The sequence below is a fragment of the Gemelliphila asaccharolytica genome (assembly GCF_001553005.1).
GTDB lineage: Bacteria > Bacillota > Bacilli > Staphylococcales > Gemellaceae > Gemelliphila > Gemelliphila asaccharolytica.
Window position 1 is genome coordinate 1 of sequence record NZ_KQ959909.1, and the last position, 1143, is coordinate 1143.

Here is a 1143-nt window from a genome sequence, read left to right on the forward strand (position 1 = left end):
GAACTTGCCAAAGCAAAAGCCGAAGCAAAATCAGAGATAGATAAACTTGCTAACTTAACTGATGAACAAAAATCAAGCTTTAAAAAAGACATACAAGCAGGTAAAGATAAAAATACTGTAGCTAAAATACTTGATAAAGCTAAAGAAGCAAACAAAAAAGTTAAAGGAAAAGCAGGAGCAAAAGAAAAAGCAAAAGGTCAATCAACTTTATCTAAAACAGGACTAAATACAACTAATACTGTAGGATTAGGAGCAATCATTTCATTAATAGCACTTGCTTTAAGAAGAAAATTTAAAAAATAAAAATTTTCAAAAGAGCTAACACAAAAGTGTTAGTTCTTTTTTTTATTATTTTGAACGGGGAAAAGTATATTGCTTTACGCTTACAAAAGTGATACAATGTGAATGATAGTAATTTTCATTAAAAAAAATAGAAATAGGAGGAAAGAAATATGAAAAAAAGAAAATTATTAACACTTACTATGGCTTCGTCATTAGTTCTTAGTTTTAGTGCTTTTGCAAAACCAGTAGCTAACACTTATGCAAATGATGTTACAGCCAACTCTACCGAAAAAGCTGTAGATTATAAAAATTTGGAAGATGGTGTTTATAGTTTGGGAGCTACAATTTATCGTGATGAAGAACACGTACCTTTAGAAGGTCAAAAAGCAAAATTATCTATGGCAGATGGAGCAATTGACAAAACTAAAACTCGTCTTGTAGTAAAAAATGGAGAGTATAGGGTTCAATTAACTTTTATTCCCTTAACTATTAAACGTTTAGGTAAGGGTTTTAAAGGCTTTCTTGGAAATTTAAGATATGATCCAACGTATAATCCAGTAGCAGATGAAGGAAGTGAACCGAAAGATTTTGGACAATGTAAAATCTTAGAATGGTACGGAGAAAAAGAAAGTAATACTTCTGCAAATGCTACTTATAAAGCTGGTACTTTGATGAAAATTTATCAACAAAAATTCCCAGATAGAAAATATTATCCAAAAGTTTTAGAATATCCAATAAATAAAAATTATATTGATAAAAATGGAAAAATTATGACAGAAACAGAAGTTTTTGTTCCTATAATGGAAGCATTTGGTGATCCAGAAGATGAGTTGGGAACTCAATATTGTCGCCCTACTTTTG

At 29.9% G+C, this 1143-nt stretch carries 1 protein-coding gene and 1 pseudogene; both read left to right on the plus strand.

Annotated elements, in window-relative coordinates; translation table 11 throughout:
- Positions 1–303 (plus strand): GA module-containing protein (locus HMPREF1871_RS05610; protein ID WP_198145787.1); only part of this gene is annotated, 303 nt, incomplete at its 5' end.
- Between the two features lie 149 nt (positions 304–452).
- A pseudogene (locus HMPREF1871_RS05615) lies at positions 453–1143 on the plus strand (hypothetical protein); the annotation flags it as partial.